This is a genomic window from Streptomyces sp. SYP-A7185, from assembly GCF_046103685.1.
In the GTDB taxonomy this organism is placed as follows: Bacteria; Actinomycetota; Actinomycetes; order Streptomycetales; family Streptomycetaceae; genus Streptomyces.
In genome coordinates this window covers 7840591-7860787 of the sequence record NZ_CP122310.1, presented here as the reverse complement: position 1 = coordinate 7860787, position 20197 = coordinate 7840591, and the positions used below count along the sequence as shown (strand labels likewise).

At 70.7% G+C, this 20197-nt stretch carries 19 protein-coding genes; 3 read left to right on the top strand and 16 right to left on the bottom strand.

Features of this window, described 5'->3' with window-relative positions; translation table 11 throughout:
- Window positions 1-2: 2 nt before the first annotated feature.
- From hpnH to QBL25_RS34355, 14 genes are all read right to left on the bottom strand, one after another.
- Complete coding sequence (hpnH, locus tag QBL25_RS34420; RefSeq protein WP_409060852.1) at window positions 3-1025, bottom strand: adenosyl-hopene transferase HpnH; 1023 nt, start codon at window positions 1023-1025, stop codon at window positions 3-5.
- Between the two features lie 5 nt (window positions 1026-1030).
- A complete protein-coding gene (locus tag QBL25_RS34415; RefSeq protein WP_409060851.1) occupies window positions 1031-1681 on the bottom strand; it encodes a 1-hydroxy-2-methyl-2-butenyl 4-diphosphate reductase in 651 nt (216 codons plus the stop codon).
- A complete protein-coding gene (gene shc, locus QBL25_RS34410) occupies window positions 1681-3675 on the bottom strand; it encodes a squalene--hopene cyclase (protein WP_409060850.1) in 1995 nt (664 codons plus the stop codon). The genes QBL25_RS34415 and shc overlap by 1 nt, the downstream gene beginning before the upstream one ends.
- Before the next feature lie 131 nt (window positions 3676-3806).
- Window positions 3807-4937 carry a polyprenyl synthetase family protein gene (locus QBL25_RS34405; RefSeq protein ID WP_409060849.1) on the bottom strand — a complete coding sequence of 377 codons (1131 nt, stop codon included), beginning with the start codon at window positions 4935-4937 and terminating at the stop codon, window positions 3807-3809.
- Entirely contained in the window at window positions 4934-6346 is a 1413-nt protein-coding gene (gene hpnE, locus QBL25_RS34400) for a hydroxysqualene dehydroxylase HpnE (RefSeq protein ID WP_409060848.1), read from the bottom strand. The genes QBL25_RS34405 and hpnE overlap by 4 nt, the downstream gene beginning before the upstream one ends.
- Before the next feature lie 109 nt (window positions 6347-6455).
- Window positions 6456-7406 carry a presqualene diphosphate synthase HpnD gene (gene hpnD, locus QBL25_RS34395; RefSeq protein ID WP_409060847.1) on the bottom strand — a complete coding sequence of 317 codons (951 nt, stop codon included), beginning with the start codon at window positions 7404-7406 and terminating at the stop codon, window positions 6456-6458.
- Window positions 7403-8299, bottom strand: a complete 897-nt coding sequence (gene hpnC / locus QBL25_RS34390; RefSeq protein ID WP_409060846.1) for a squalene synthase HpnC — start codon at window positions 8297-8299, stop codon at window positions 7403-7405. The genes hpnD and hpnC overlap by 4 nt, the downstream gene beginning before the upstream one ends.
- Before the next feature lie 334 nt (window positions 8300-8633).
- On the bottom strand, window positions 8634-9422 hold the full coding sequence (locus QBL25_RS34385) for an ABC transporter ATP-binding protein (RefSeq protein ID WP_409060845.1): 789 nt from the start codon (window positions 9420-9422) through the stop codon (window positions 8634-8636).
- Window positions 9415-10359, bottom strand: coding sequence for an ABC transporter permease (locus QBL25_RS34380; RefSeq protein WP_409060844.1), 945 nt, complete (start codon window positions 10357-10359; stop codon window positions 9415-9417). Before QBL25_RS34380 ends, QBL25_RS34385 begins: the two co-directional genes overlap by 8 nt.
- Before the next feature lie 95 nt (window positions 10360-10454).
- Window positions 10455-11300, bottom strand: a complete 846-nt coding sequence (locus QBL25_RS34375; protein WP_409062881.1) for a glycosyltransferase family 2 protein — start codon at window positions 11298-11300, stop codon at window positions 10455-10457.
- A gap of 47 nt (window positions 11301-11347) precedes the next feature.
- Complete coding sequence (locus tag QBL25_RS34370) at window positions 11348-12127, bottom strand: CDP-alcohol phosphatidyltransferase family protein (protein ID WP_190080613.1); 780 nt, start codon at window positions 12125-12127, stop codon at window positions 11348-11350.
- Window positions 12105-13169, bottom strand: coding sequence for an iron-containing alcohol dehydrogenase family protein (locus QBL25_RS34365; protein ID WP_409060843.1), 1065 nt, complete (start codon window positions 13167-13169; stop codon window positions 12105-12107). Before QBL25_RS34365 ends, QBL25_RS34370 begins: the two co-directional genes overlap by 23 nt.
- Entirely contained in the window at window positions 13157-13894 is a 738-nt protein-coding gene (locus tag QBL25_RS34360; protein WP_409060842.1) for a sugar phosphate nucleotidyltransferase, read from the bottom strand. The genes QBL25_RS34365 and QBL25_RS34360 overlap by 13 nt, the downstream gene beginning before the upstream one ends.
- Window positions 13891-15702, bottom strand: coding sequence for a DUF5941 domain-containing protein (locus QBL25_RS34355; RefSeq protein ID WP_409062880.1), 1812 nt, complete (start codon window positions 15700-15702; stop codon window positions 13891-13893). Before QBL25_RS34355 ends, QBL25_RS34360 begins: the two co-directional genes overlap by 4 nt.
- A 257-nt stretch (window positions 15703-15959) precedes the next feature.
- Between QBL25_RS34355 and galE the strand changes: the two genes are divergently transcribed.
- The 3 genes from galE to idi all read left to right on the top strand — a co-directional run bounded on the left by galE (window position 15960) and on the right by idi (window position 18721).
- Window positions 15960-16943, top strand: coding sequence for a UDP-glucose 4-epimerase GalE (gene galE / locus QBL25_RS34350; RefSeq protein WP_409060841.1), 984 nt, complete (start codon window positions 15960-15962; stop codon window positions 16941-16943).
- Window positions 16944-17108: 165 nt separating this feature from the next.
- Window positions 17109-18035 carry a cation diffusion facilitator family transporter gene (locus QBL25_RS34345; protein ID WP_409060840.1) on the top strand — a complete coding sequence of 309 codons (927 nt, stop codon included), beginning with the start codon at window positions 17109-17111 and terminating at the stop codon, window positions 18033-18035.
- Between the two features lie 92 nt (window positions 18036-18127).
- Complete coding sequence (idi, locus tag QBL25_RS34340; RefSeq protein ID WP_409060839.1) at window positions 18128-18721, top strand: isopentenyl-diphosphate Delta-isomerase; 594 nt, start codon at window positions 18128-18130, stop codon at window positions 18719-18721.
- 31 nt (window positions 18722-18752) lie between these two features.
- On the opposite strand, the gene QBL25_RS34335 is transcribed toward idi, so the two are convergent.
- Window positions 18753-19244, bottom strand: coding sequence for an ATP-binding protein (locus QBL25_RS34335; RefSeq protein ID WP_409062879.1), 492 nt, complete (start codon window positions 19242-19244; stop codon window positions 18753-18755).
- Window positions 19245-19411: 167 nt separating this feature from the next.
- Window positions 19412-20122 (bottom strand): HdeD family acid-resistance protein, encoded by a 711-nt coding sequence (locus QBL25_RS34330; RefSeq protein WP_409060838.1) that lies wholly within the window; start codon window positions 20120-20122, stop codon window positions 19412-19414.
- Window positions 20123-20197 lie beyond the last annotated feature (75 nt).

Here is a 20197-nt window from a genome sequence, read left to right as displayed (position 1 = left end):
CGTCACCCGCGGTTTCCGGAGACCGTCTCACGGGCGGCGCGGATGGACTCCTTGAGGGAGCCCATGGTGGCGAGGACGGCGGTCGGCTCGTAGCCGCAGTGCGCCATGCAGTTGGCGCACCGCGGGTCCTTGCCGCGGCCGTACTTGCTCCAGTCGGTCTCCTCGATGAGCTCCTTGTACGTCGGGACGTACCCGTCGCTCATCAGGTAGCAGGGGCGCTGCCAGCCGAAGAGCGAGTAGTTCGGGATCGCCCAGGCGGTGCACGGGAAGTCGGCCTTGCCCTCGAGGAAGTCGAGGAACAGCGGCGAGTGGTTCAGGCGCCAGCGGCGCCTGTTGCCGCCCGCGAAGGCCTTCTTGAACAGTTCGCGGGTCTGGTCGACGCCCAGGAAGTGCTCCTGGTCGGGCGCCTTCTCGTAGGCGTAGGCGGGCGACAGCATCATCTCGTCGACTTCCAGCTCGTCGTTGAGGAAGTTGAGGACCTCGATGATGTTCTGCGGGGTGTCGTTGCTGAAGAAGGTGGAGTTGGTGGTCACCCGGAAGCCGCGCTTCTTGGCTTCCTTGATGGCGGCCACGGCCTCGTCGAACACGCCCTCCTTCGCGACGGATTCGTCGTGCCGTTCCCGCATTCCGTCGATGTGCACGGCGAACGCGAAGTACGGGGAAGGGGTGAACTTCTCCAGCTTCTTGCGCAGCAGCATGGCGTTGGTGCAGAGGAAGACGTACTTCTTCTTCGCCACCAACTGCCGCACGATCTCGTCCATGTGAGGGTGCATCAGGGGTTCGCCACCGGCGATGGACACCATCGGCGCACCGGATTCGAGCACGGCGCCCACGGCCTGGGCCACCGGCATGCGCTGCTTGAGCACCCCGGCCGGGTGCTGGATCTTGCCGCATCCCTCACACGCGAGATTGCACGCGAAGAGCGGCTCCAACTCGACGATCAGCGGGAACTTTTCGCGCTTGCGGAGCTTCTGTTCAAAGAGATAGGTCGCGACCTTGACGGTCTGGCGCAGCGGCATGGCCATCTGGCTCACCTCCGAGGGAGCAAAGAAGAACGGTGCCATTCGAAAAACGCGGGAAGCACGGCACGAAGAACACGGAAAGCTGATATTCCACCGCGTACCGTGCCGATGCGGACGAGTTCGTGCTGTGGGGCGTCCACGACCACCCGGACGGCGGCAACCGGCCGGTCTCCGGCCCGCATCGCGCTGCGCAGCGTCGTGGCGGACTCCATGTCCACCGCGATCGCGCCCGTGGCGAGCAGGTCGGCGCGTTCGTGGCCGCGGACGACGTGGTCGGATCCGGTGAGCGGGCCGGTGTGCACGGTGCGGCCGGGCACGGCCCGCACCAGCTCCTTGACCAGCAGCTCGGTTCCGACGCAGGACGTGTGGCCGTGTGCGTCGCGCGTTTCGTCGGCGACGACCAGGTCGCCGGGGTGCATGCCGGGCGCGAGCCCGGCACAGAAGCCGGTGGCCACGACGGCGGCGTGGCGCAGCGGTTCCTTGCCGAGGGCGCCGGTGACGGCACGCTCGGCGTTCTTGGGGCCCATGCCCGTACGCAGCAGGGTGACCCGCCCGTGTGCCGCCCCGCGCTCGCCCGTGCGCAGGGCGAGGTGCTCGATGCCGAGCGCGCAGGCGATCAGCAGCGGTGCGGGGCCCGGCACGGCCGGGGTCCGGGCCATCAGCCCCCCTTGGCGGAGAGGCCGGCGAACGGCTCCCCGTTGACGTACCGGCCGAGGGCGGTGAGCGGGAACACCTGTCGGTAGAGGTGGTAGTTGATGGAGAAGTCCCAGGGGAAGCCGGTGCCGGTGAAGTACGGCTCGTCCCAGGAGCCGTCCTCCCGCTGGGTCTCGACGAGCCAGGCGACGCCCCGCTCCACGGCCTTGGAGTCCCGCTCACCGGCGGCGAGCAGCGAGAGCAGCGCCCAGGCGGTCTGCGACGCGGTGGAGACGCCGTGGCCGCGCCACTCCTCGTAGCGGTAGGAGCGCAGGTCCTCGCCCCAGCCGCCGTCGTCGTTCTGCACCGACTCCAGCCAGCGGACGGCGCGGCGCAGCGCGGGGTGCGAGCCCGGCAGCCCGGCCGCGGTCAGCGCGGGCACCACCGACCCGGTCCCGTACACGTAGTTGACGCCCCAGCGGCCGAGCCAGGAGCCGTCCGGTTCCTGTTCGGCGAGCAGCCACTCGATGCCGCGCCGGGTGCGCGGGTCGTGTGCCTTGCCCTCGACGGCGAGCATCTCGACGACGTGCCCGGTGACGTCGGCCGACGGCGGGTCGATGACCTCGCCGAAGTCGCAGAACGGGAGCCGGTTGGGGAACGGGCTCGTGTTGTCGGCGTCGAAGGCGGCCCAGGCGCCGTTCTTGGACTGCATGCCGAGGTTCCAGCGCACGCCGCGGCTGATGGCGTTCTCCAGGCGCGTGCGGTCCGGGTGGTCCACCCGGCGCAGGGCGAGGATGACCTCGGCGGTGTCGTCGATGTCGGGGTAGTTGTCGTTGTGGAACTCGAACGCCCAGCCGCCGGGGGCCAGTTGGGGCCTGCGTACGGCCCAGTCGCCGGGCCGGGCGATCTCCTCGGCGAGCATCCAGTCCGCCGCCTTGATCAGCTGCGGGTGGTCGGCGGGCACGCCCGCGTCGGCGAGCGCGATGGTCGCCAGGCAGGTGTCCCAGACCGGCGACTGGCAGGCCTCGATCATCCGGGCGCCGTCCTCGCGCCAGACGGCGAACCGGTCGAGCGAGGCGAGGCCCGCCTTGAGGACGGGGTGCTCCAGGTCGTAGCCGAGGAGGTGCAGGGCGATCACGGAGTAGACGGCGGGCGGCTGGATGCCGCCCCAGCAGCCGTCGTTCTCCTGGCGCTCGATGATCCACCGGGCGGCGGTGTTCATCGCGGCCTTGCGCACCGCGCGCGGGGCGACCTTGCGGTAGAGGTGCAGCGCCTTGTCCAGGCGCTGGAAGAGGCCGTCCCAACTGCCCACGGGGGCGAGCGGCTTGCCGGGGTTGGGCACGCGCGCGTCGCTGTGCAGTTCGTCCAGCGGGAAGGGTGCGGGCCGGACGGGCCGCTTGGCGGAGACGACCGTGAGCGGCACGATCGTCTGCCGGGCCCAGCAGCCGAAGTCGTAGATGTTGAGGGGCAGCCACTTGGGGAAGTAGAGGAGCTCCGGCGGGAGTTCGGGGAGGTCGTCCCACTTCCACCAGCCGAAGAGCGCGAGCCAGATACGGGTGAAGACGCGGCTCGCGGCGATGCCGCCCTGGTCGCGGACCCAGGCGGCGGCCCGCGCCATGTGCGGGGCGTCGGGGGCGTCGCCCGCCAGGCGCAGCGCGACGTACGCCTCGATGGTGGTGGAGAGGTCGCCGGGGCCCCCGAAGAAGGTGGCCCAGGTGCCGTCCTCGCGCTGCTCGCCGCGGATGAAGAGCGCGGCGGCCCGCGTGGTCTTCTCGTCGCGGATGCCCAGGAACTGACGGAGCAGCAGGTCCTCGGCGTCCATCGTGACGTTCGTCTCGAGGTCGCCTTTCCACCAGCCCTGGGCGTCCTGCTGCGCGAGCAGGAAGTCGGTGGAGCGTTGTATGGCTCGGGTGGCGGCGTCAGGTGGCCCTGCCGTCGCCACGGCCTGGTCGAGTGGCTGGCTGGCCGAGGTTGCGCGGGGCGTCACCGCTCCGGTGCTTCCGTCGGTCGTCGCTGTCATGGCTTCCCCTTCGTGCAGTCGTCTTCTCTGCTGTGGGTCCGCCGTCGGCCGACGCGCGGAGCGCCGGCCGGCGACTGCCTGGGGGTCTGGGGGTCACCCCCCAGAAGGCCCGTGTATCTCCTCGACGGCGATCACCTTTTCCGTACGACGACGAAATCGGCGAGCGCGACGAGCTGGGCCCGCACCCGGTCCGGCATCTGGATGGTGTCCAGCGCCTCGATGGCGATGGTGTGCTGGCGCCGGGCCTCCTGCGCGGTCCACTCCCGGCCGCCCGCCTGCTCGATGAGGGCGGCGCGCGCGGCGAACTCCTCCTCGGAGAAGCTGTCGAAGTCGTTGCTCTTGGCGTCGGCCGCGAGCAGCTCGGCCAGCTGCTCGGACGCGGGACCGCCGGCGTCGAGCGCGGCCACGACCGGCAGCGACTTCTTGCGCTGGCGCAGGTCGCTCCAGGTCTGCTTGCCGGTGGACTCCGGGTCGCCCCAGATGCCGAGCAGATCGTCCACGGCCTGGAAGGCGAGGCCGAGGTGGTAGCCGTACTTCTCCAGGACGTCGGCGGTGTGGTCGTCGGCCCCGCCGAGCACGGCACCGATGGAGACGGCGCAGGCGAGCAGGGCGCCGGTCTTGTTGCCCTCCATCTCCAGGCACTCCTCGACGGTGACCCGCTCGCGGTGCTCGTAGGAGATGTCCTGGGCCTGGCCGTCGATCAGGGCGCGGGTCGCGGTGGTCAGGCGGCGCGTGGCGCGGCCCGCCTCGACGGTGCCGATCTCCAGGAGGATCTCGTTGGCGAGCGCGAACAGGGCGTCGCCCACGAGGATGGCCTGGGCCGGGCCGTGCACCTTCCACACCGTGTCGCGGTGGCGGCGCTGCTCGTCGCCGTCCATCAGGTCGTCGTGCAGCAACGAGAAGTTGTGCACCAGCTCCACGGCGACGGCTCCGGGGACGCCGACCTCGGGGGCGGCTCCCGCGGCCTCCGCGGAGAGCAGGGCGAGGGCGGGGCGCACGGCCTTGCCGCCGTCGCCGTCCGACGGGTTGCCCTCGGCGTCGATCCAGCCGAAGTGGTAGGCGGCGACGGTGTCCATGGGCGGCGCGAGGCGGTCCACGGCGGACCGCAGCACCGGGGTGGCCAGCGTCCTTCCGCGCTCGAGCAGTGAGGTCACGTCCACCGTGTCGGCAGCCGGTTCGGCCGAGGGCACAGTCGGCACAGTTTCTCCTCTTGTTCCAATGCTGGCTTTCTGGGGACCTGACCCCAGAAGGGCTGGCTTCACGCGGCCTCCTCGACGTCGAAGAGGTGATCACGTGGGCGGTCGAGTGCACGGAGAGCGGCCCCGGCGGCGTTGATGCCGCTGCGGACGGCGCTCTCCATGGTCGCGGGCCACCCGGTGGCGGTCCACGCCCCGGCCAGGTAGAGGCCGGGAGCCTTGGTGCGCGCACCGGGCCGCAGCCGGCCCACACCGGGAGTCGGCGCGAACGTCGCCGTGCGCTCCCGTGTCACGAAGAAGTCCCGCACCTCGGCGCCGTGGGCGGCGGGCAGCAGGCGTTCGAGTTCCGGCAGATAGCGCTCGCGCAGCGCGGCGACGGGCGCGTCGATCTCGTCCTGGGCGGCGGATTGGGACACGGCGAGGTACTGGCCCTCGGTGAGTCCGGAGGCCTCGGTCCGATCGAAGACCCACTGCACCGGGGAGCCGACGGCCGCGAAGAAGGGCCGCTTGAGCACCTTGCGGTCGTAGACGACGTGGACGTTGAGGATCGGCGCGGTGTCGATGTCCAGCAGCCGGTCGGGCTCGTCGAGGGCGCCCTCGGGGAGCAGGTCGTGGGTCTCGTGCTGCGGTACGGCGAGCACGACGGTCTGCGCGGCGAACTCGTCGCCGGGAACTTCGACCTTCCAACCCCCGTTGTCCGTACGGGAGATGGAGGTGACTCGTGTCCTCAGTTCGGTTCGCACGCCCGCGGAGTCGAGCGCCTTGCGGGCGAGGGTGTCATGGAGATCACCGAGGGGCACCCGGGCCCAGCCGATGTCGGCGGCGCCGGGGTCCGAGAGCAGCCCGGTCTTGAAGACCATCGCGGCGAGCCCCAGCGAGGTGTCGCCCGCGACGGCGTTCAAGGTGGCCACGCCGACCAGGTCCCACAGGGCCTCGACGGCGCGCGCCGACTGGCCGTGCGCGGTGAGCCAGCTGCCGAAGTCCTGGCCGTCCAGCTTGGGGTCGGCGGGGTCGAGTCCCTTGAGGGCGAGCGCGGCGCGGCCCACGCTCGCGCGCTCGGCGAGCGACAGATGGGGGTACGTGGCCAGGCTCGCCGCCAGGTGCAGCGGCACGGGCAGCGCGGTGCGGCGCAGCCGTCCGAGGCGGTTGCGGTCGGCGTCCAGTACGGGCACGTCGAGACGTTCCTGCACGGGGGCGAGTGCCGTCCCCTCGACGCGGTCGAGGAACCAGCGGTAGGCGGTGCAGCAGCGCAGATAGACGTGCTGGCCGTTGTCGACGGTCAGCTCGCCGCGCTGGAAGGAGAAGGCGAGCCCGCCGAGGCGCGGCCGCCCTTCGAGCAGCGTCACGCGCAGGCCCGCGTCGGCGAGGGACAGCGCCGCGGTGATGCCGGCGAGACCGCCACCGACCACCACGGCGGCCCCTCGGCCCGCGTCGCCGTCGGCCTCCGCGGCCGCTCGCGCGTCGTCGTCCGTCATGCTCTCTCCCCCTCGGCGGTTGCAGTCTGGGACGCCGGGGCCGAGCGGAGGGTTGCCCGCCGGTTGCCGGAAGTCGCCCCGCGTTCACCGCATGCGCGCCCGATGCCCCTCACGTACGCCTCCTGACGGTCTGCCGGGAGATGGTGCGCGCATCCAGACCGGAGAGTCCGCGCACGGCGACGTACGCCTTTTCGCGGCCCGGCAGCGAGACGCGACCGCGCAGGACCGCCTCCGGCTCCCGCTCGATGCGGTCCAGAAGCCTGCGGTAGATGCCCGCCATGGCGGCGACGCAGGCCCCGCTGCGCCGGTCGAGCATGGGAAGCAGGCGGTATCCCTCGGCGAAGAGGGCCCGCGCCCTGCGCACCTCGAAGTGCACGAGCCCGGCGAAGTCGGATCCGGCCGGCGGAAGCGGGCCGGAGAACCCGGCGGAGCAGCCGAACTTCGCGAGGTCGTCGGCGGGCAGGTAGGTGCGCCCGCCCTCCGCGTCCTCGCGCACGTCTCGCAGGATGTTGGTCAGTTGGAGCGCGAGACCGAGCGTGTCGGCATACTCGGGCGCGCGCTCGGCGTTGAGCGCCCCCGGTTCCGTGCCGAACACGCCCAGCGAGAGCCGTCCGATGGCCCCGGCCACGCAGCGGCAGTAGACCTTGAGGTCGTCCCACGTCTCGTACGTCTCGCCGCGGACGTCCATCAGGACGCCGTCGATCAGCTCGTCGAGCCCGCCGAGCGGGATGGGGAAGCGGGTCGCGGCGTGCGCGAGCGCGACCGCCACGGGGTCGGTGTCGTCCTCGTCCACCTCACCCGCTTCGATCCGGGCCAGCAGGGCCCGGGTGTCGTCGAGGCGCTCGGCCTTCACGTCCGGCGCAAGGGCGCCGTCGCCGATGTCGTCCACGCGCCGCGACAGGGCGTAGAGCGCCGACATCGCGCGGCGCTTGGGCATCGGCAGCAGCCGGATGCCGTAGGCGAAATTGCGTGCCTGCTGCCCGGTGACGGCCTCGCAGTAGCTGTATGCGGCGAGTACCGGCGCGGACACGTTCGGGCCTGACTCCACGGTCCGGCTCACCCCTCTCCTCGCAGAACCGCCCCCACCTCACGCAGCAAACGCGGTGTGGTGGGCTTCGGCGGTCCAGGAAGTACGTCGTATCCGGCGGCGACGATCGCGGAGACCGCCGCCCTCCCCCCAGCCACGAATCCTGCAAGCAGCACCTTCAGCCTGCCGTGGACGCTACCCACCAGGGGGGTGCCTTCATTCAGGAGGCAGCGGGCGCGTTCTGCTTCATATGCAACCAGTGCGCGCACCGATGCGCCTGCTGTCGGTGCGGCCAGATCCCGCTCCTGGACATGGAACCGCTTCATGTCCTCGGCGGGCAGGTAGATGCGGTTTTGTCCCAGGTCCTCGGCGACGTCCTGGAGGTGCTCGACGATCTGGAGCCCGGTGCACACCGCGTCCGAGCGGCGGATCCGCTCCGGGGTCGCGGTGCCGGTGATGCCGAGGACGAGGCGGCCCACGGGGTTCGCGGACAGCTCGCAGTAGGCGAGGAGGTCGTCGTAGGTCTCGTAGCGCGTGACGAGCTGGTCCTGGCGGTTGGCCGCGATCAGGCCGAGGAAGGGCTCGGGGGTGAGGCCGCAGCGGCGCACGGTGGGCTGGAGCGCGCGCATCAAGGGGTGCCGCGGGGTGGAGTCGAAGACCCGGTGCAGGTCGGCCTCGAAGGCGTCCAGGAGGGCCGCCCGGTCGTCGGCCGCCTCGGGGTCCACGCCCAGGTGGCGGGCGTCGGCGCCGCCGGGGGCCAGGTCGCCGTCGCCGATGTCGTCGACGAGGCGGGCGTAGCCGTACACGGCCATGAGGTCGTCGCGCCAGGCGCGGGGCAGGAAGAAGGGCGCCACGGGAAAGTTCTCGTCCGCGGCCTTCGCGAGGACTGCGGATGCGTCGTGCAGCTGGAGATCATCCGTAGCCATTGCCGTCACATCTCCCGTTCTACACTGCCGACCCAATACAACCCATTTCGGACACGCCGCCCGGCCCTCCGCGAGACGGACCGTGCCATGAGCCGGGGCGCCGCGCGATATCGCCCCACTTGCCGCGAATCAGCACCGCTACAGCTTACGTTGTACAACGCAGCCTGCCTCGCCGGGGTGTTCCGCGCATCACAACAACACACCGATTGGCGTCAATCTTCCCTGGGCCCACGGGACTTGGGGTAACGCACGGGGCGGTCGGGACTCAGGACGCGAAAGGGCCCCGCCGGGTTGACTCCGACGGGGCCCTCACACTTTCGGTCGTACGGACGTGCTATTTGCCCGTGAACTTCTCGTACTCCTTGATGACCTCGTCGGTCGGCCCGTCCATGCGCAGCTCGCCGCGCTCCAGCCACAGCACCCGGTCGCAGGTGTCACGGATGGACTTGTTGTTGTGGCTGACCAGGAAGACCGTGCCGGCCTCCTTGCGGAGCTCGCGGATGCGGGCCTCGGAGCGCTTCTGGAACTTGCGGTCGCCCGTCGCCAGCGCCTCGTCGATCATCAGGACGTCGTGGTCCTTGGCGGCCGCGATGGAGAAGCGCAGGCGGGCGGCCATGCCCGAGGAGTAGGTACGCATCGGCAGGGTGATGAAGTCGCCCTTCTCGTTGATCCCCGAGAAGTCGACGATGTCCTGGTAGCGCTCCCTGATCTGCTCGCGGGTCATGCCCATCGCGAGCCCGCCGAGTATGACGTTGCGCTCGCCCGTCAGGTCGTTCATCAGGGCCGCGTTCACGCCCAGCAGCGAGGGCTGGCCGTCGGTGTAGACCTTGCCCTTCTCGGCGGGCAGCAGACCCGCGATGGCCCGCAGCAGCGTCGACTTGCCCGAGCCGTTCGAACCGATCAGGCCGATGGCCTCGCCGCGGTACGAGGTGAAGCTGACGCCGCGCACGGCGTGCACCTTGCGCACGCCCCGCTCCTCGCCGCGCTTGAGGATGCGGCTCAGGGCGGAGGTGGCGCTGCCCTTGCCCGTCTTGGCGCCGTTGACGCGGTAGACGATGTGCAGCTCGTCGGCGATGACGGTGGGGATGTGCCCCTTGTCGGTGATCTTGTCGTCGTCAGCCACGGCCGTAACGCTCCTCAGCCTTCCAGAAGTACACGAAGCCGCCGACGGCGACCAGCACGGCCCAGCCCGCCGCGATCGCCCAGGTCCAGTAGCCCAACGGAAGGTAGTCCAGGCCGTACCCGTCGATCAGCGCGAAGCGCATCAGGTCCATGTAGATGGCCGCGGGGTTCCACTGGAGGATGTCGGCGATCCACTCCGGCTTGCCCTTGAGCATGACCGGGATGGAGAACATCACGCCGGACGCGTACATCCACGTACGCATCACGAACGGCATGAGCTGCGCGAGGTCGGGGGTCTTGCTGCCGAGCCGCGCCATGATCATCGCGAGGCCGGTGTTGAACAGGAACTGGAGGGCCAGGGCCGGGACGATCAGCAGCCACGACAGCTTGGGGTAGCTGCCGAAGCCGATGGTGATCACGAACAGCACGATCATCGAGAACAGCAGCTGCTGGAGCTGCTGGAGCGAGAACGAGATCGGCAGCGAGGCCCGCGGGAAGTGCAGCGCGCGGACCAGCCCGAGGTTGCCCGCGATCGCCCGGACGCCCGCCATCACCGAGGACTGCGTGAAGGTGAAGACGAAGACACCCGTGACCAGGAAGGGGATGTAGACCTCGCGTGCGAAGCCCCGGTCGGCCTCGAGGATCAGGCCGAAGATCAGGAAGTAGACGAGCGCGTTCAGGAGCGGCGTCGCCACCTGCCACAGCTGGCCGAGCTTGGCCTGGCTGTACTGGGCGGTCAGCTTCGCCTGCGAGAAGGCGAGGATGAAGTGGCGCCGTCCCCAGAGCTGGTGGACGTACTCGAAAAGTCCGGGCCGTGCGCCGCTGACGGTCAGACCGTACTTGGCGGCGAGGTCGGCGCGGGAGAGCCCGTCATCGGGCGACGGAGTCGACGGGGATGACGTCACCGCGACTCCGCCGTCATGCGTTGTCTCACTCACGAGTGGAAACTTTCGTCTTCAGATGCGCAGCCGGTCGGGCGTAGGCATGGGCCAGGGACCGGGGTATGGCCCAGATGCTCTCAGACCCGAGCTTCTCAGATGACAGGAGGTCGGCCCAGTCGGGTCAGGCGCCACACCGTACGCCACTTCATCGGCCGGCGCGGTCCGCAGGGCGTCGTCCAGCCCTCCTTGAAACCGCCGAACCAGGCCTTGAGCGCGGGGCCCGAGGGCTTCCTGGCCAGGGTCAGGAGCATCCACACGCCGAGGTAGACCGGCACCAGGAGCGCGGGCAGGTTGCGGCGGGCGAGCCAGACGCGGTTGCGGGCGACCATCCGGTGGTAGACCGCGTGCCGCGAGGGGGCGGTCGTCGGGTGGAAGAGCACCATGTCCGCGCGGTAGTCGATCATCCAGCCCGCGTTCAGGGCACGCCAGGCGAGGTCGGTCTCCTCGTGGGCGTAGAAGAACTCGTCGGGCAGCCCGCCGACCTCCGCCATGACCTGCGTACGGACGGCGTTGGCGCCGCCGAGGAAGGTCGTCACGCGCGAGGAGCGCATCGGGTCGGCCGCGCGCAGCCGCGGCACGTGGCGACGCTGGGTCTCCCCCGTGTCCGGGTCGGCGATGCGGAAGCTGATGATGCCCAGCTTCGGGTCGGCGGCGAAGGCCTCGCGGCACAGCTGGGCCGTGTCCATGTTGGCCAGGAGGCCGTCGTCGTCGAGGAAGAGCAGGATGTCGACGTCGGTGCCGCCGGGGCCGAACGCCTCGATGCCGACGTTGCGACCGCCCGGGATGCCCAGGTTCTCGGGCAGCTCGACCGTGCGCACGCCTTCGGGGACGTCGGGCACGGGAGCGCCGTTGCCGACGACCACCACCTCGACCGGGTCGCCGTCCTGCTTGGCGACCGAGTCGAGCAGGGCGCGCAGCTCCTGCGGCCGGTTGCCCATGGTGATGATGACCGCGCCGACCTTCAGGGGCCGGCTCCCCGCGGCACTCACTTCAGCCTGCTGGAAGCGAGGATGGACACGAGGTGCAGCAGGGTCTGGAGCAGCGCGATGCCGGCCAGGACGGCGACACCGAGCCGCGAGAAGAACAGGTCGCCCCGGACCTGGTCCACGATCGCGAGGACCAGGATGAGCAGGGACGCCTCGATGCCGAGCACGAGCCGGTGGAACTTCAGCGCGCCCGCGGCCCGGCGGGCCAGGGCCATGCCGGAGGAGCGCGGCTCGGAGGCCGACTCCTTGACCGGCGCGAGGCCCTGCTGGTGGCGGGCGACACCGACGAGGTCGGTCTCCGCCTTGATCAGGATGGCGCCGAGCGCGGCGAGCGTGCCGAGGAAGGCCCACAGCCAGTCGATGCGGCCCGAGCCCCACAGGTCGGCGGCGCGCAGGCCGAAGCCGACCAGGACCGCGGCGTCGCACAGGTAGGCGGCGACCCGGTCCAGGTAGACCCCGGCCATCGAGTACTGCTTGCGCCAGCGGGCGATCTCGCCGTCGACGCAGTCGAGCAGGAGATACAGCTGGACCATGATCACGCCGAGCACGGCGCCCGTGATCCCCGGCACCAGAAGCGCCGGGGCGGCGAGGGCGCCGGCCACGGTCATCAGATACGTGAGCTGGTTGGGCGTGATCCTGGTGTTCACCAGGTAGCGGTCGCAGCGCAGCGAGATCTCTCGCATGTACAGGCGTCCCGCCCAGTGCTCACCGCTGCGCCGGTCCTTCACCCCTGCGGGGTGAACGACGGGGCGGAGTTCAGCTACCGATGGCCTTGGCATAGTCGGCGTATGCGTCCTTGATCTGGTCGGAATTCAGATTGAGGTGCTCGAGGATCGTGTAGCGCCCGGGGCGCGTCTGCGGGGCGTACTCCACGACCTGGACGAACTCGTCCACGGTGAAGCCGATCTCCTCCGGCGTGACGGGGAGGCCGTGCCTGCGCAGCACCTCCACCATGTACGCGGACTCCTCGCGTGCTCCGCGCAGGAACATCGCGAAGGCCGCGCCCAGGCCGCACTGCTCGCCGTGGCTGGCCGCGCGCTTGGGGAAGAGGAGGTCGAAGGCGTGGTTGATCTCGTGGCAGGCGCCGGACGCCGGGCGGGAGTCGCCCGACACGGACATCGCGATGCCGGTGAGGACCAGGCCCTCGGCGAGGACCTGGAGGAAGGCGTCGTCGCCGACACCACCGGGGTGGCGCAGGACCGCTTCGCCGGCCTGGCGCGCCATCGCGGCCGCGAGGCCGTCGATGTCCTCGCCGCGCTCACGCGCCGCGAGCTCCCAGTCCGCGATCGCGGAGATGTTGGACAGGGCGTCGCCGATGCCGGAGCGCACGAACCGTACGGGAGCCTCACGGATCACGTCGAGGTCGATGACGACCGCGATGGGGTTCGGGACTCCGTACGAGCCGCGGCCCGCGTCGTTGTCGAGCGTGGCGACCGGCGAGCACAGACCGTCGTGCGACAGGTTCGTCGCGACGGCGACCAGCGGGGCGCCGACCCGTGCCGCGGCGAACTTGGCACAGTCGATGATCTTGCCGCCGCCGAGGCCGACGACCGCGTCGTAGCGGCCCTTCTTGATGGCGTCGGCGAGCTTGATGGCGTCGTCGAGCGTGCCGCCGCCGACCTCGAACCACTCGGCGGTGGGCAGCGAGGGTTCGAGCCGCTGGCGCAGGACCGCGCCGGAGCCGCCGCTGATGGCGATGGCGAGCTTGCCGGTTGACGAGCAGATCCGCTGGTCCGCGAGGACACCGGCCAGGTCGTTGAGCGCCCCCGGCCGGATGTCCACGACGACCGGCGAGGGGATGAGCCTCGTCAGTACTGGCACGCGATCTCCCGGCCCTTGGCGAGGTCGTCGTGGTTGTCGATCTCGACCCACTTGATGTCGCCGATCGGCGCCACGTCGACCTTGAAGCCGCGGTTGACGAGCTCCTGGTAGCCGTCCTCGTAGTAGAGGTCGGGGTCGCGCTCGAAGGTCGTCTTCAGGGCGTCGGCCAGCTGCTCGGCGGCGTCGCCCTCGATGAGCGTGACACCGATGTACTCACCGGTGGCGGTCGCCGGGTCCATCAGCTTGGTGATCTTCTGGACGCCCTTCTCGGGGTCCACGATGACCTTCATCTCCTCGTCGGCGAGGTTCTTCACCGTGTCGAGGGCGAGGATGATCTTCTTGCCGTCGCCGCGGGCGGCGAGCAGCGTCTTCTCGACGGAGACCGGGTGCACGGTGTCGCCGTTGGCGAGGATCACCGTGTGCTTGATCGCGTCACGGCCGCACCAGAGGGAGTAGGCGTTGTTCCACTCCTCGGCCTTGTCGTTGTCGATCAGCGTGAGCTTGAGGCCGTACTTCTCCTCGAGCGCCGCCTTGCGGTCGTAGACCGCCTCCTTGCGGTAGCCGACGATGATGGCCACCTCGGTGAGACCGATCTCCGCGAAGTTGCCGAGGGTCAGGTCGAGGATGGTGGTGTCACCGTCGACCGGCACCAGGGCCTTGGGAAGCGTGTCGGTGTAGGGGCGAAGACGCCGTCCGGCGCCGGCCGCCAGCACAAGGCCGATCATGCGGGTTCTCCTTCATCGTGTACGGCGGGTGCTCCGCGGTGGTGAGCGGTCACCCAGAAGCGGATGCTCTCGACGAGCACCACGAGTGCCACGGCCACGGCGAGAACCGTGAGCGCGACGGTGAAATCTGTGTCGGTGAGCAGAACGGCGGCGAGGGCGACCACCAGCGTCCTGCCCTCATGCCCGCCGATCGCCCGCACCAGCCAGTGCGGCGGCGCGCCTGCGTCGCCGCGGATGCGGTACACCGTGTCGTAGTGATGGTAGGCGACGGCGGACACCAGCCCGAAAGCCGCGGGCAAGGCGCCGTTCACGTCCGCGTGGGCGGCGAGCAGCAGGATCGTGCCGTACTCGGCCGCGCGGAAGAACGGCGGGACCAGCCAGTCGAGGGCGCCCTTGAGGGGACGGGCGACGGCGAGACCCGAAGTGATGACGTAGATCACCGCGGCGACGATCACCCACGGGCTGCCGTACGACGTGAGTCCGGCCACGCAGGCGAGCACGGCGCCCCCGGCGAAGGCGAGGACCGGCGCGGGCACCGGCAGTCCGGCGCGGCCGAGCGCGGCGAAGGCGGCGGCCAGCGGTCCGGTGTCGGCGAGGTCGGCGAGGGCCTGTGCGGCGCGGTCGGTGCGGGTCGCCTTGCGGGTCAGCGAGCGCAGGACGCGGCCGGCCGTGGTGTAGCAGGCGGCCAGGCCGCAGCCGACGAGCAGCACGATCAGGGTGATGCGCGGGGTGGTCACCGCGGTGAGCACGGCGATCAGGGCCCAGCGCTCGCCGATCGGAAGGACGATCATGCGGCGCAGCCAGACCGTCCAGCCGACGCTGTCGAGCTTGTCGGAGAGGGCGGCGGTGGGGCTGGTGTTGGCGGTGGCGTCGTGGTTCGCCTCGTTGAAGGAGAAGTCCACGACGTGCCGGCAGGTCTGGAGGACCATCGCGCCCAGCGCGAGCGCCCAGACGTCGTCGCCGCCGCGGGCCGCGCCGAGCGCGAGGCCCGCGTAGTAGGCGTACTCCTTGGCCCGGTCGAAGGTCGCGTCCAGCCAGGCGCCCAGCGTCGAGTACTGCAAGGAGTAGCGGGCGAGCTGCCCGTCCGTGCAGTCCAGGACGAAGGAGAAGAGCAGCAGCAGGCCGGCCGCGACGAAGCCGGGGCGGGTGCCGGTGGCCGCGCAGCCCGCCGCGATCAGGGCGACCAGCAGCGAGGCGGTCGTGACCTGGTTCGGGGTGAGGCCGCGCCGGGCGCACCAGCGGGCGATGTAACGCGAGTAAGGGGAGATGCAGTACGTCGTGAAGAAGCCGTCGCGCGACTTGACCGCGGTGCGCAGGCGTACGGCCTCGTCGTCCACGGCGGCCACGGCCTGCCGTGCCTCGTTCCGCGTCTGCGGATCGCTGGGCACGGTGGCGACGAGGGTGCCGAGGTCGGGGCGGTGCACGTCGCGGCCTTCGGCGGCCAGCGCTTGGGAGACGTGGTCCGCGAGCGCCTCCACCGTCAGCGCGGAGCCGCCGCCGTTGCCGGAGCCGGTGGTGGCGCGCAGGGCGCGCTCCAGGTCCGGCCGGGCCGCGGGCTGCGCGGTGACGGCGCCGGGCACGGCCGACGCCGGGAAGCGCGGGTCGGTCAGGCCGAGGCGCAGCGCGTGGACGTGGCCCACGAAGCGTGCGTCGACGACCGCGACCCGCTGTCCGGCGGGCACGGCGGCGAGCAGCGTCTCGGTGTCCGCCGCGTCGGAGGCGATGCGGACGTCAAACCCCAGGGACCGCAGATCGCCTTCGAGCGGCGACCCGGGGACCGGCTGACCGGTCAGGATGGCGGTCGACAGACGAACTCACTCCTTGATTGCCGGCGCGGCTCGCGCCGGGCACGTGCGTGATGAGGGGCGCCCCTGGCCGGCAGCGGCCGGGCGGCACGTCGGCAGAGGCTATCGGATGACGGGAAGCGGGCGTTCACCGCCCGTTTACGCCCCCATAAGCAGGACCTGCGACGGCCTCCGCCAACGCGATCATCATGGTCGATCGGGGGCGGCACCCACAAACCGCGCTTCGTGCGACCGGCACAAACGACATAAAGTCGACGCCCATGACATGGATGATCACAGGTGGAGCGGGTTATATCGGGGCACATGTGGCGCGGGCGATGGCCGCCGCCGGGGAGCGGGTCGTCGTCCTCGACGACGTCTCGGCGGGGGTGCCGGAGCGGCTCCCCGCGGACATTCCTCTCATCAGGGGCTCATCGCTCGACGCCGAACTCCTGGGGCGGGTCTTCGCCGAGCACGAGGTGACCGGTGTAGTGCATCTCGCGGCGCGCAAGCAGGTCGGCGAATCCGTGGAGCAGCCGCTGCGCTACTACCGGGAGAACCTCGGCGGCCTGGTGACGCTGCTCGAGGCGGTGGCCGAGGCCGGCATCAAGCGGTTCGTCTTCTCCTCGTCGGCCGCGGTGTACGGCAACCCGCCGGACGTGGACCTGGTGACGGAGTCCACGCCCTGTGTGCCGATCAACCCCTACGGCGAGACGAAGCTCGCCGGGGAGTGGCTGGTGCGGGCCGCCGGGCGGGCGCACGGCATCGCGACCGTGTGCCTGCGCTACTTCAACGTGGCGGGCGCCTCCTCCCCCGAGCTCGCGGACACCGGGGTCTACAACGTGATCCCGATGGTCTTCGACCGGCTCACGCGCGGTGAGGCGCCGCGGATCTTCGGCGCCGACCACCCGACCCCGGACGGCACCTGCGTGCGCGACTACATCCACGTCGCCGACCTCGCCGACGCCCACCTCGCGGCGGCCCGCCGCCTTCAGGCGCACCCGGAGGGCGACCTGACGGTGAACATCGGCCGGGGCGAGGGCGTTTCCGTGCGCGAACTCGTCGACCTCATCGGCGAGATCTCCGGCGACGACCGGCAGGCGCTCGTCGAGCCGCGCCGCGAGGGCGACGCGCCGCGCGCGGTCGCGGACGCGGGCCTGGCCGCGGAGAAGCTGGGCTGGAAGGCGCGGCGCGGCGTACGCGAGATGGTCGAATCCGCGTGGGCGGGCTGGTGCCACCACCACCCCGAAGCGCGCCGCCCCTGATCACGTCAGCGCTCTGACCTGCGCACATTTCCGCAGGTCAGAGCATATGACAACGGTGTTCAGTGCCGTGTTGCCGGATACCCCCCACCCGTAGTTCACTGTGATCGCGACAGACGCGCGACCAGGGAACAGAAGACCGATACCGAGCACACGGAGGCGGCTTCCATGGGGGCTGGGCACGACCACGGACACACGCACGGGGGGACGGCGACGGCGGCGTACCGCGGGCGGCTGCGCATCGCGCTCTCGATCACGGTCACCGTCATGGTGGTCGAGATCGTCGGCGGCATCATGGCCGATTCGCTCGCGCTCATCGCGGACGCGACGCACATGGCGACCGACGCGCTCGGCCTCGGCATGGCGCTGCTCGCGATCCAGTTCGCGAGCCGCCCGGCCACGGAGAACCGCACCTTCGGCTACGCCCGCGCCGAGATCCTCGCGGCGCTCGCCAACTGCCTGCTGCTGCTGGGCGTCGGGGGCTACGTCCTGTTCGAGGCGATCCAGCGGTTCATCACGCCCGCCGAGACCGAGGGCGGACTGACCATCGTCTTCGGCGTCATCGGCCTGGTGGCGAACATGATCTCCCTCTCGCTCCTGATGCGCGGCCAGAAGGACAGCCTGAACGTGCGCGGCGCCTTCCTGGAGGTCATGGCCGACGCGCTGGGCTCGCTCGCCGTGATCGTCGCCGCGGTGCTCATCCTGACGACCGGCTGGCAGGCGGCGGACCCGATCGCCTCCCTGGTCATCGGCCTCATGATCGTCCCGCGTACGGTGAAGCTGCTCCGGGAGACCCTGAACGTGCTCCTGGAGTCCGCACCCAAGGGCGTCGACATGGCCGAGGTCCGCTCGCACATACTGGATCTGCCGGGCGTCGAGGACGTCCACGACCTGCACGCCTGGACCATCACCTCGGGGATGCCGGTCCTCTCCGCGCACGTGGTGGTCAGCACCGAGACGCTCAACGCGATCGGCCACGAGAAGATGCTGCACGAGTTGCAGGGATGCCTGGGCGACCACTTCGACGTGGAGCACTGCACCTTCCAGCTGGAGCCCGTGGGCCACGCGGAGCACGAGGCGAGGCTCTGCCACTGACACCGGTGAGAGTGGCTTCCGGTGGTTCCTTGCGAGGAGGGCCCGTCGCGTGCGGCAGACTTGAGGCTCGAAGACCGAAGCGAAGGATGGGTATGCCGACCACACCTGCCACCGCGACGAACAACTCGTCGAACGGCACCGGAGAAGCGATCTTGCTGGAACTCGTCGACGAGGACGGCAGGACGATCGGCACGGCGGAGAAACTCTCCGCTCATCAGGCGCCCGGGCAGTTGCACCGGGCGTTCTCCGTTTTCCTCTTCGACGAGCAGGGGCGGCTGTTGCTCCAGCAGCGCGCCCTGGGCAAGTACCACTCCCCCGGCGTCTGGTCGAACACCTGCTGCGGCCACCCGTACCCGGGCGAGGCGCCGTTCGCGGCCGCCGCCCGCCGGACGTACGAGGAGCTGGGCGTCTCGCCCTCGCTGCTCGCGGAGGCGGGCACCGTGCGCTACAACCACCCGGACCCCGACTCGGGCCTGGTGGAGCAGGAGTTCAACCATCTCTTCGTCGGGATGGTCCAGTCGGCGCTGCGGCCCGACCCGTCCGAGGTCGGCGAGACCGTCTTCGTGACGGCCGGTGAGCTGGCGGAGCGGCACGCGAAGGGGCCGTTCTCCGCGTGGTTCATGACCGTCCTGGACGCGGCGCGGCCCGCGATCCGGGAGCTGACGGGACCCTCCGCCGGCTGGTGAGCGCCGCCCGGCGGGCCAGCCTCACGGCGGGTCAACCGCCGGACGGGGAGGAGCCGTTGGGCTTCAGGGGAAGGGCGGCCCAGATGACCTTGCCGCCGCTTGCGGTGTGTTCGACGTCGCAGGTGCCGCCCGCCTCCTGGGTGATCTCACGGACCAGGAGCAGACCACGGCCGCCGGTCTGGCCGTGGTCTGCCACCAGGGCCGTCGGCCGGTAGGGGTGGTCGTCCTCCACGGAGACCCGCACCCACTCGGCGCCGACCGCCACCTCCACCGCGAGCATCGGCGAGAGCAGGGCCGCGTGCCGCACCGCGTTGGTGACCAGTTCGGAGACGATCAGGAGCAGGCCCTGCACGAGGTCGTCCGAGACGGGCACTCCCTGCCGGGCGAGCAGGTCGCGTACGGCGTGCCGTGCCTGGGGCACCGACGCGTCCACGGCGGCGGCGGTGAACCGCCACACGCCCTCGTACGGCACCTTTCCGCTCTCCCGAGGGAGTGGGCCGGGACCCCTCCCGTCGTCGTCCATCGTCGGGTCGCCGCCCTTGCGCTCGATTGTCACCACGCAACGAGTGTTGGGAATGTCCTGGTCCGGACCGTCTGACTGACCAGAAGTCAGCGACTATCGATGGAATTTGATCACTGACGCACGACAACGCCAGTCAATTGTCGGTTCCTGTCTGCCCGGTTTCGCTTTCAAGCGTTCTTCGGGTTGTACGGGTTGTCAGGGTTGGCAGGACCGTCAGGGCCATCAGGGCCGGCCGGGGCCCGCGGGTCGTCGTCCGGCCGCCGGTCCTCCGCCACCATGCTCACGATCCGCCGCCCGCCCAGACCGGTGGCCAGCAGACCGAGGCCGTCGAAGAGCAGCGCCAGGGAGAAGAAGCAGCCGATCACGTACTGGCTGCTGCTGGGCCAGTTCGCCAGCACCAGGATGCCGAGCAGCAGCCCGAAGGCGCCCTGCACGAGCGTCCAGCCGAACTGCGGGCCGCGCACCACCAGGCTGCCGACCAGCCGGAAGACACCACCGGTCAGGAAGAGCAGCGCGGCGAACATCGTCAGCGCCTCGGCCGCCACTTCCGGCCTGCGGATGATCACGACACCGGCGGCGAGGTTCAGGGCGGCCACCACCACGCCGAGCCAGAAGAAGTTCGTGCCGCGTGACTGCACGGCGTGCAGCAGGCCGACGCAGCCGCCGATCAGGAGCAGCCAGCCGAAGAGGAGCATGGAGGTGAGGGTGGCGACACCCGTGTAGACGAGGCCGACGATGCCGGCCAGGGCGAGGATCGCGCCCAGCAGCGCCAGCCAGCCGAGGCTGCGGCTGAGCTGCTTGGCGCCCTTGGCGCCCTGGTTTCCCCGGGCGTCCGTCGCGGCGGTGTCGGCGGTCTTGGCACTCTTGGATCGGGCCATCGGCGTCTCCGTCCTGCTTCCCCCGTTGCACAGAGTTCTCAGGGCCGCCCCTCCTTGATCGTACGTTCGAGTAGG

Coding starts and splice junctions, on each gene's coding strand:
- hpnH (WP_409060852.1), bottom strand. CDS start 1,025: ATGGCCATGCCGCTGCGCCAGACCGTCAAGGTCGCGACCTATCTCTTT.
- QBL25_RS34415 (WP_409060851.1), bottom strand. CDS start 1,681: ATGGCCCGGACCCCGGCCGTGCCGGGCCCCGCACCGCTGCTGATCGCC.
- shc (WP_409060850.1), bottom strand. CDS start 3,675: ATGACAGCGACGACCGACGGAAGCACCGGAGCGGTGACGCCCCGCGCA.
- hpnE (WP_409060848.1), bottom strand. CDS start 6,346: ATGACGGACGACGACGCGCGAGCGGCCGCGGAGGCCGACGGCGACGCG.
- hpnC (WP_409060846.1), bottom strand. CDS start 8,299: ATGGCTACGGATGATCTCCAGCTGCACGACGCATCCGCAGTCCTCGCG.
- QBL25_RS34375 (WP_409062881.1), bottom strand. CDS start 11,300: ATGGGCAACCGGCCGCAGGAGCTGCGCGCCCTGCTCGACTCGGTCGCC.
- QBL25_RS34370 (WP_190080613.1), bottom strand. CDS start 12,127: ATGCCAAGGCCATCGGTAGCTGAACTCCGCCCCGTCGTTCACCCCGCA.
- QBL25_RS34360 (WP_409060842.1), bottom strand. CDS start 13,894: ATGATCGGCCTTGTGCTGGCGGCCGGCGCCGGACGGCGTCTTCGCCCC.
- galE (WP_409060841.1), top strand. CDS start 15,960: ATGACATGGATGATCACAGGTGGAGCGGGTTATATCGGGGCACATGTG.
- QBL25_RS34345 (WP_409060840.1), top strand. CDS start 17,109: ATGGGGGCTGGGCACGACCACGGACACACGCACGGGGGGACGGCGACG.
- idi (WP_409060839.1), top strand. CDS start 18,128: ATGCCGACCACACCTGCCACCGCGACGAACAACTCGTCGAACGGCACC.
- QBL25_RS34335 (WP_409062879.1), bottom strand. CDS start 19,244: ATGGACGACGACGGGAGGGGTCCCGGCCCACTCCCTCGGGAGAGCGGA.
- QBL25_RS34330 (WP_409060838.1), bottom strand. CDS start 20,122: ATGGCCCGATCCAAGAGTGCCAAGACCGCCGACACCGCCGCGACGGAC.